The organism is Synechococcus lacustris str. Tous, assembly GCF_003011125.1.
Taxonomy (GTDB): Bacteria; Cyanobacteriota; Cyanobacteriia; order PCC-6307; family Cyanobiaceae; genus Synechococcus_D; species Synechococcus_D lacustris.
On sequence record NZ_PXVC01000071.1, the window covers coordinates 1 to 9,391 of the forward strand.

Here is a 9,391-nt window from a genome sequence, read left to right on the forward strand (position 1 = left end):
GGCATGAGCTGCCTCGACTATGTGATGCAGGAGCACGCCGTGGTGCCAGCCGATCGTGGTGTGTTTCTTGCCACCAGCTGGCGTATGCCGCCAGCACTCACCGAAATGGTGTCAGAGCTTTTTTATGATGGCCAACTGCAAGCTGCCCCCTGCAACACCGCCAACCAGGTGCACTGGGATGGCCCAAAGCAGGGGATCGTGTTTGAGGCAGTGCCCCATAGCGGCAACAGCACCCTCAGCGAAGAGGAGGTGGAACACATCGCTGCTTTAGTGGATCGGCTGCATGGCAGGCCCTACCAGCGTGCCCGGCTCGTTGACGGCGCGATGATTACTGAGAACGGGGTACTCGGTAAAAAGGAAATTCTGATAATCGCTCCATACAACATGCAGGTAAACCGGCTGCAAAAAAGCATCGGTGATAAAGCCCGCATTGGCACCGTCGATAAATTTCAAGGGCAGGAAGCGCCAGTAGCTATCTATTCGCTTACAGCAAGCGATGGCGATAGTGCACCTCGAGGCATTGATTTCTTACTCGATCCAAATCGACTTAATGTGGCAATCAGCCGGGCCCAATGTCTTTCCATCGTGGTGGGATCCCCAGAACTTGCCACCGGTATAAGTAACAGCATCTCGAATGTGCAACGTCTTAATCGGTTGTGCAGCGTGATTGCTAATGGGCAAGCCAAGAAGGTGTAGAGATGATGATTAGGTTATGCAGTCATCTGAAAAAGCTATTAGCTACTCAAAGCAATTTAGAAGTTAAACAAGTGAATTGTTTTTACAAACAAATCCAATCTAGAGAGCTCTAAAATGACTAAGGATGTTAAAGCTGCAGATTCACGCTTGCTTGAGAAAGCTGAGGTTATAGCAAGAACTATTTTAAGTCAGCAGCAATTTTACAAATCACAAGAAGCCACATTTAATCAGCGCCAGCTGCTTGAAACTATGATTGGCGCTGCTATTTGGTATCTACCTCAGTCTGGAGATCTATGGACTGGCGCAATATCTCATGAAGCTCTTACATGCCTTGCAACAAGTCCCACACCAAAATCTGTAAAATTAACAAAAGATCATAACTATCCCAGAAAAGTTGCCGCAGCCGAGCTACTGAAACTAGATTGGTCTAAAATTGAAAATAGACCACAAGAAGTTGCTGACAGGTACCTAAGAATATACGGTAGATTTAATTATGTTCTACCAGAGGAGAATAAGAAACTTGTAAAATACCAAAAAACTCACAGCTTCGTTTCATCCGCGCAATCATACGAAGATGCTGGAATAAAACTACATCATCTTTCTTCACACATTTTAAAGGCAATACTTGCAGGTGATGCAGACATTGCACAAATGGCATTATCTGGCGATATTGATTAAACAAAAATAAATTAGTTAGAGTAAACTTGATTTAATTTGGCAAACTAATTAAGGTGGGATGTAGGTGCAGCCAAAGAACTTTGCGAAAACAACAGTAAAAAAGATCCCTTTGCAGCTATTAAACAAGCAAATGCTCTACTGGAGATAGCTCAGAGCGACTACCAGAATCTCAAGCGAATTACAGATGCCCATAAGCGTCTGCTAGAGCTATTTATGGAAGCACAAGCTGATCTAGCTAGTCGCTATAGCGAACCGCTTGCACAAGCGATCAACAGCTACCTGCAACCGCTAATTCCCGATGGGCCCATTGCCCAGCTGAACTATGACCAGTACAAGGGCTTTGGCGGGCTACGCCTACGGCGTGGCAAAGAGTTTTATGACTTTGATGAACTCAGCGGTGGCATGCGTGAACAACTAACAGCCGCGCTGCGGCTTTCCATGGCTGATGTACTTAAGGATGCAAATGATGGCTGTCTACCGCTGGTATTCGATGATGCATTTGCAAATTCCGATCCAGTCGAATCGATAGTATTAAGAAAATGCTTAATACTGCAGTAGATCGTGGTTTGCAAGTAATTCTGCTCACCTGTGATCCCATGGCCTACGGATCATTTGGCGAGAAAGTGTGGGATCTAGCTAAAAACTGTGAATTGGGATTGGTTTGTCTAGTCTGAACAAACAGGCAGCACTAGGTTCATGTCACCCACGGGCAACCTATTCAAGCGACTGCAGCACTTGGATGAATCAGGCAGCGCTGAACGCCTTGCGGCCAGGAAAAAGCGTCAAGATAAAAGCAATGCAGAAATACTTCAAACATTTCTGGCCTATAAGTTAGATCACGCCTCTGAAAAGATGCAACTCGGAATTGGGATTGGTGATCCCCTTACGCTGTTGCATGAACCAAGTAATGAATGGGATCCAAATGCAGTAAAGGTATTTTGGGATGATCAATGCATTGGTTACATACCTAAAGACATGGCTGCATTAATTGCAGCTGAAGTACCAGAAGTGGCAACCGGATTGGATGCTGTTGTAACAGGCTTAACTACTACATCATTGCGAGATGCATTCCGATTACAGATTTCAATTCCAATTGCTAATGCCAGTCGTCGCCTAAGAGGCTTGGGCGTAACAAGTTCATTTGCCTGGGACTTTGATCGCACAAGTGGCACAGACAAGTTAAGACTGGTAATAAATTGTACAGAAACTGCCTTTCGTGAATTACAACAACTGCTTGCTGCTAGTTATGATGTTAGCAAAAGAGGTTACAGCTACTACCCAACGCAGGATGGCCGTCATTACCCGTGGTATCTAAGTATTACAGATAGCAATAATAAAGCACCAGATAGCGAAAAAATAGAACAATTAATTCGTTCTTTATTTGGTGTTCCAAGTGAAGCAACTCGCATTCTTGAAAGGCAGGAAAAATTAAAAGAACTACAGGCAATAGAAGAAGATATAAATAAACGTCTTGATTCAAGTAGGGCAGAGGAACGTCGGCTGCGGCGTGAATACGAATTCAATAAAGCTGCCTGGGAGCGACGTGCAGAAAAAGCACAGGCCCAAGGAGAAGAAGCAATWGAATTAGCAGAAGACCTTGAAAATGAATTAAAGCAAGAAATGGATCTTAAAGATCAAGAATTGCAGCTTGCTTTAGCCGAAAATCGTTCTTTAGAAGATCAATTAGAACAGATCACAACCGAACACGATGCAATGAAATTGCAGCTGGCATATCTTGAGCAGGTTGCCCCAGTTTCTGGGCAAAATGATTTTGGCTATACGCCATGGCGTAACAGTAATGAAGAAAATAATCCAGAAGACCTAAATAGTCGCTTGCTATCAAGCTTGCGTTTTATTGCAGGGAAAGAGCGCTTGAAACCTAGAAGCTGCCTAGAACTGGTAAGTGAACAACTTTGTCCTGGAACTTTATTAATACTAGATAGTGCTTGGAGTTCAGCGGATCAAGCGCGTGGATTTGAATATGGAGATCAATTATTTGAATTACTTTGGATACTTGCTACCAGCTTTAGAACAGAAAAAATAGCCGGTACACCCGATATTATTGCAGGTAGAGTATTTGGATCAGTTAACTATGCACCAAGGGAATCGCAAACAATTGAGCGCAACCCAAAGTCAAGGAGAGAGCGCACATTTAATTACGCCAACAAAACAGTGGAGATGTGGCAACATTTAAAGATCGGTGCAAAGGATTCAGAAAATCAAACATTACGAATTCATTTTTGTTGGGATGAGCAGCTTAATCAAATTGTTATTGGGCATTGCGGTAAGCATTTATTTAATCCAAACCATTAATATAAGCCATTCTTGGTCCCTCCTGCCTGATCTTCCTTTGGTTGTTCGCGCGTGAATTGCATCAAATAACTGCAAAGGTGAAAACATATATTTAACTCCTAGTCAATACCATGACTGCAACCATTAAAGACGCTGCTTCTGCTCGGGGCCAACTACTCACGGCTCAGCTCCTAAGTGATCAAGGTTTTTCAGAAGTTGCTATCACTGTGCCAGAGGACCAGCTCGCTGCACCGTCCCTGTACTGGTACGAAAGGGACCCTGAACTATTTCACACTGAGCGGGAAGCTATGAATCACTTCTTTCTGCCATTTCGACCTGATCGCCTCGTCGATGACCGCATGAGTTGGCTTGGTTCTCATGCCAGTGGTATTGCCGGTAGTCAACGTATCTGGCATCTGCAGTTGGTTGAAGACCACGACCACTCCCATCGCCAAGACTATGGAAACTCGATCAATGTGTTTTCGGTTGAACCCGACTTCATTTTTAAATAATGGAATTTCTTCTTTATCTAACTCCACTCGGCAAAGAGATCATTAATTCTGTAATGTTGGCAAACTATAATGTCAGAGAAAATGCTCCTATTTGTCGTAATAAGGAAATCGTTGGATATATAAAATCCAAAGATTTCGTAATTTGCACGAATAATATCAAAAATACTGTTAGTCCGGTAAGTTATCATGTAAATGAGACCGTGTATCACGAAGCAACTCATGTGGCGCAATACTGTAAAGGATCCAAATTAAATGTTGTTACATATTTGGATAAAAATAAAGAAGGTAATGTTGCAAGATCTCTAAAGGTTTCTAATTCATCATCCTCATACGAATCCGAAGCATATTATTTAGAAGATAAACCAAAAGAAGTTTTACACTATCTCAAGAAGTTCTGTTTTTGAATAAATATTTTTATACATCCCCATTTGCCGCTGAGAGTGCTATCTCATTTACAGCGGGCAGGTAATTGCTGGCGTTAGAAAGAGAATTGGAAGAATGTGATACTTTGCACAGTCGCTACTGACCGTCACAATGCACAAAACACGAGGAAACCAGCAGTGAAAGTTACTTCAGATCTAATGAGATATGAGGGTGTTCTTCTTCAGCAGCTACAATAGAAAAGACAAACTCCTTGACTGCTTTTGCAAGTGTATGAATGCCGACACCTCCATGATCGAGGCAAAGTAAATCATATATAAATGCAATCTTATAGCTAGAATGATCTCCCGTGCCCACTGAATACGAGGATTTCAAAATATAGGGAGACGTATTAACGAAGCTGCAGAAGTCACGAACGTAATCAAGGTTTTGGCTGGAATCAAGATGAGCCTGCAGCCTGATGTATTTAAATTGGGGCTGTACAGAAAGAGATAGCCCTTGGAAGGGCTTGTCAAAATTAATCCCTTGAATATTATCGTCCTTTATAGTTGTAATAACGTAGGGAGCAGCGCTTATGGGTATCTCAATCGTTTTCATGCATTTTTTTAGGATATCAGATGTTAGATCTTCTAGCTTAATTCTGTGTTCAACATATCGAACATTATTGGCATCAAATAAGTGAATCAGCCAATAACGTTCGTACCCTTTAAGCTCCATTTCGTTTCCTTCACAATAAAGCAATGCAACTTTATCGATATATTGTTCAATGAGCAGCTTGTACTCTGATGCACTTTCTAGGACTTCATCTAAATAGCAGTCATCTAGAGCTTGTAAAAAAATACCTTCTCTGTCCTCTTCATCTTCCATCGACTCCTTGAGCGAGATGCCTTCTGAGTGCCCATATTCGCCTTCGATTTCCAAAACACTTTCAACGGGATACGATATGGAATCTCGCTCATCGTTAAAGCTTCGTTGGTAATGTGTAATGTATTTCCTTATCTCAGAGGGGACCTTCAGTACTGCATCCTTTAGGGACTCTCCATCTGCGATCCGCTGGCAGAATGAGTATGTATCTGTAGGCTCACCAAAGTCTTCATTGCTTTCGTTCATGCAATACTCATTAGTCTCCTCATTCTTCGGAAGATATAAATTCACATTCAAATAGTCATCGTCGTATTCATCTTCGTTCCCTGTGCTTGGTCTGTAAGCGTCTAGGTGCACAAAGATGCATTTCTCGATGTCTCCATCTTCCCAGTCTGATTTAAAGCCGTGCTTTTCTAGTGTCTTGATTATCTTTCTTGCTGTGTCGATTATGTCGCTGTAGGAAGCATCCGATCGTGCTACGCCATAATAAAGAGGCATAGCCTCTTTTGGGCATGAGTGCAAGGCGTCTTCGTTTTGTTCATGCCAAAAAACATATGGTTGATTGAGTCCTTCCTTCCAAGCATCTGATGAGGCGCATGTACGGCAGCACCATGCCCCTGGGTCTACATAGAATCCATTTTCTTCTTCCAGTTCATTGAACGCATCGCGTAGTCGGTGCAGATTGACTGATGCCGTTAGCGAGAGTGGTGTTAAAGGTGAAACCGGCATAACTTATCACTCGAATTCTTTTACCATAACCATTCTAACGACGCAATGCAATTGCCCCGCACCCCAGGAGTATGCTACCAATGAATAATCCTGGCAGCAGCTCCTGCGGACAGTTGATCGCTGGCGTTAGACGAACTAATTACGCGCTGCAAGGATTGACTCGCTTACATATTTCTACTTCGTCCGGATCTATGGAATCTTCATAGGCGGCTTCGAGAGTTCGCTTCACTTGCATCCAGTCAACATCGTTAAGAAATGAATTTTTGTCTGGATAATAATCGCCCCATTCGCTTAGGCTAGGAAACTGGTCAGCAATTGGCAAAGGTATTTCCGATGGAGGAGGGAGCCTCCAAATATCTGCTTCATACGGATCTGGAGACGTCTCTTCATATTCGATAAGCCTTGCATTCTTAACCCATTCCAGAGCGAGCTTAGGCACTAAATATGTCTTAGAGATATCTTGACAGAAGGACACATGAGCCTTATCCACTTCATCTGGGCTACCTTCATAGTCCCAAATGTCAGGGTGTAACTCAGCAAGAAGATTTAGAAGTACTCTCATCGTCGCCAAGCTTGGTGGAGTACTTGTTTCATCATCATCGGTGTCGCATTCAGGGTTCTCTAAGAATCCGATGTAACAGCTCAAACAGTCGTATAGCGCAGTAGAAGATGATGGCACAGGGAAATTATTGTCCATACTAATTTTAGTGATAGGTGCTGAATTATCCGGCATGAAGTTACGATCGAAATTTCGGGCAACATAATCTTGCGCACCTTCCTCCCATGCGAAATTTCCGCGTGCATCAGGGATGTCGACAAGGATAATTGCATTGGTCTGGTATTTTGCCGCGCAGAAGTATTCACTGGCACGCTCAAGTTGATTTCTTGATAATAGGCTAAGCCTAATTGGAACTTCACCTAGCAGTCCTAAGATGCCATATACCTCGAACACCATTTCCGGCTCAATTGAAAGCTTATGACTTTCTAGAAGCTTCCGAACTGATGTAAATACTGTAAGGATGTTCTTCGCTGAAGGATAAAAAGAAAAGAGCTCAGGAATAGGGTCTTTTAATGAATCATCCACTCTGGCACGAGAGGACTGTATGAATTCAGGCTCACTTAAATCAATAGCACACTCTACCTTGAATCTGTTATCGCCTGTTAGCACAATATGTTTTGAAGGACTTCCAGGAAAGGGGATAAAATCAGAACGATACATGCTTTCTTCAGAGTCATAGCCTTCATCTCCGGGAAATAGTCCATACTGATCCTCAATATCTACTATAGCAATAGGGTATCCAGGCCTGACAGCACAGGCATAACGATCTTGGCATATTTGTAGTGTTTCACCACTTAAGATATGTAATCTCACGGCCTTAACAATTCCTTGATTCATTCTCTGCGCAACTTCGACAACTTCTCCACTTTTTATCTCAAGCATGCCATCCGCCATGGCTGCACATAATCCATTCAATATTTTATCAACCGTAGAAATACTGTTGCAGAATGTCAGCAGATCGGGATGTGACTCTTCTGAGAATTCGTTACCTACGGTATATGCAAAGAGGACTTTGCTTGAATCCTCATCATCGGTTACAGTAAAAATTTGAATGCCGTGGTCTGCGATCATAAAAGGATTAATTCCAAAGACTTCTGGATTGGTTTCAATGGCTTTTCGCTTGGTATCCTTTTCGTATTCTCTTCGAAGCTTTGCCAAGGCAACTATGCATGCTCGATCGTCATCGGCATCTTGCAATCGATCTAGTGTTGGACTTGCAGACATAACTCCATATTCAATTGTCTTATCGACTTCGTCCTGTCCTCCTAGTAGATAAATCCAGTCCTCTAGTAAATCGGTAGCCTCCTCCTCCTCTGATTCGACTTCTCCACCATTAGCCGTCACTATTGCCTCATAAAAAGCCTCTGCAAGCAATTCCTCGCTCCCATCAGGATTAATAGATGTATAACCACAGGCTCTCATCAAATCAAGCTTTGACGCTTTTTCGCTAGCCTCCCTAATTGTTGCCAAGAGCATTTCTCCAGTAAGCATAATCATAATATGCAAGATTCACACTAAGTTATAGAAACATAAAATCATAAGAGCCTGTATCCGTTAGATAACTTAAAAATCTTGGCGGTATAACGACGCCATATACCTGCCCGCATCGAGAAATTATGCACCCAGTGAATAGATCTAAAGCAGGGCTCCTCCGGGTAGGTGATCGCTGCCGTTAGAGAATTTTAATATTCTCAAGTTAAATAAAATTTGCCTTAACTTTGCATAAAGAACATGATTTGGCAACTCTTTATTCTGAATTTATTTGAGTATTAATATCATTAAATTTAACTCTAAGTCAATAAAATTTCTATTTAGTTAAATGTACCGCCTGATTGTGTTGTTTATGTTCTTTTTGAGCAGCAAGCCTTGCTTGCACTAGGTCAACCCGGGTGATGCGATAGCCAAGCCTTCTTGCCGCTAGCACTAGTTCTGGATTGCTACGGCAATGACGTAATGCCCGGGCAAGCTGGGGTTCCTTTTCAGCATCCTCTACTAAACGCTCCAGCTCAAACCAGCTCATCTGTACTAGATCGGGCTTTTAGCATCGCAAAGGAATCAGCATCACGCAAGCCTCTTTTTACCGCAATCCGCGCCGATTAATTGGTCCACCAAGATTTACACCCGACTCAACTGCAGGAATACCGGGTGCGCCAACTGGATTGCCAATTGCGCCAAAACCATAATCATCAGCATCCCCATAGCCAGGTTCTCCTGCTGCTGGAATACCAGGTGCGCCAACTGGATTTCCCATCACCCCATAACCAGGAGCACCAGCGGCAGGAACACCRGGGGCACCAGCACGTCTTAATTGCGCATCAGCAGCAAGGGGCGCAATAAATAAAGCAGCACAGCCGCATAATATTGCAAAAGTTTTCAATTGGATCWCAATCAACATMAACATATCCTAATCGATTTATTTGATGATCGAACAGATGCCTCATGYTATTTGCTTTTAACGCAATAATTATTAGAACTGTAATAACCAAGTGGGCAAGAGCCTTGTTTTTTTTAATGGCCTAACCGGTTGTTCAGCAAACCCAGTAGCACTACTGCTAGGTAATAGCGAACACACACCCAGCCGCCAAACCCTTGACTTGCCCTCGCAAGGTCTTTTCCCAATCTTCTAAGCGGAGAACCGCAGGCATGTTCTGCGCCCAAAACCCACCGGATTCGTATCTAC

General features: G+C 43.1%; 10 protein-coding genes. 6 read left to right on the plus strand and 4 right to left on the minus strand.

Annotated features, from left to right (window positions below; genetic code table 11):
- The 6 genes from C7K08_RS11100 to C7K08_RS15235 form a co-directional block, all read left to right on the plus strand.
- Positions 1 to 696 (plus strand): DEAD/DEAH box helicase (locus tag C7K08_RS11100; RefSeq protein ID WP_241537222.1); only part of this gene is annotated, 696 nt, incomplete at its 5' end.
- A gap of 114 nt (positions 697 to 810) precedes the next feature.
- Positions 811 to 1,374: a hypothetical protein gene (locus C7K08_RS11105; RefSeq protein ID WP_106500681.1), complete on the plus strand. Its 564-nt coding sequence runs from the start codon at positions 811 to 813 to the stop codon at positions 1,372 to 1,374.
- 213 nt (positions 1,375 to 1,587) lie between these two features.
- A complete protein-coding gene (locus tag C7K08_RS11110; RefSeq protein WP_106500682.1) occupies positions 1,588 to 1,932 on the plus strand; it encodes a hypothetical protein in 345 nt (114 codons plus the stop codon).
- A 138-nt stretch (positions 1,933 to 2,070) separates the two neighbouring features.
- Entirely contained in the window at positions 2,071 to 3,687 is a 1,617-nt protein-coding gene (locus C7K08_RS11115) for an HIRAN domain-containing protein (RefSeq protein WP_106500683.1), read from the plus strand.
- A gap of 110 nt (positions 3,688 to 3,797) precedes the next feature.
- Entirely contained in the window at positions 3,798 to 4,178 is a 381-nt protein-coding gene (locus tag C7K08_RS11120) for a hypothetical protein (RefSeq protein ID WP_106500684.1), read from the plus strand.
- Positions 4,178 to 4,582, plus strand: coding sequence for a hypothetical protein (locus tag C7K08_RS15235; RefSeq protein WP_133165233.1), 405 nt, complete (start codon positions 4,178 to 4,180; stop codon positions 4,580 to 4,582). The genes C7K08_RS11120 and C7K08_RS15235 overlap by 1 nt, the downstream gene beginning before the upstream one ends.
- Positions 4,583 to 4,745: 163 nt before the next feature.
- On the opposite strand, the gene C7K08_RS11125 is transcribed toward C7K08_RS15235, so the two are convergent.
- The 4 genes from C7K08_RS11125 to C7K08_RS16655 all read right to left on the minus strand — a co-directional run bounded on the left by C7K08_RS11125 (position 4,746) and on the right by C7K08_RS16655 (position 8,949).
- Positions 4,746 to 6,152 (minus strand): DUF6891 domain-containing protein, encoded by a 1,407-nt coding sequence (locus tag C7K08_RS11125; protein WP_133165234.1) that lies wholly within the window; start codon positions 6,150 to 6,152, stop codon positions 4,746 to 4,748.
- A 139-nt stretch (positions 6,153 to 6,291) separates the two neighbouring features.
- Positions 6,292 to 8,202: a DUF4262 domain-containing protein gene (locus C7K08_RS11130; RefSeq protein WP_206603841.1), complete on the minus strand. Its 1,911-nt coding sequence runs from the start codon at positions 8,200 to 8,202 to the stop codon at positions 6,292 to 6,294.
- A gap of 316 nt (positions 8,203 to 8,518) precedes the next feature.
- Positions 8,519 to 8,731, minus strand: coding sequence for a Nif11-like leader peptide family natural product precursor (locus C7K08_RS11135; RefSeq protein WP_106500687.1), 213 nt, complete (start codon positions 8,729 to 8,731; stop codon positions 8,519 to 8,521).
- A 95-nt stretch (positions 8,732 to 8,826) separates the two neighbouring features.
- Complete coding sequence (locus C7K08_RS16655) at positions 8,827 to 8,949, minus strand: hypothetical protein (RefSeq protein WP_272867434.1); 123 nt, start codon at positions 8,947 to 8,949, stop codon at positions 8,827 to 8,829.
- Positions 8,950 to 9,391 lie beyond the last annotated feature (442 nt).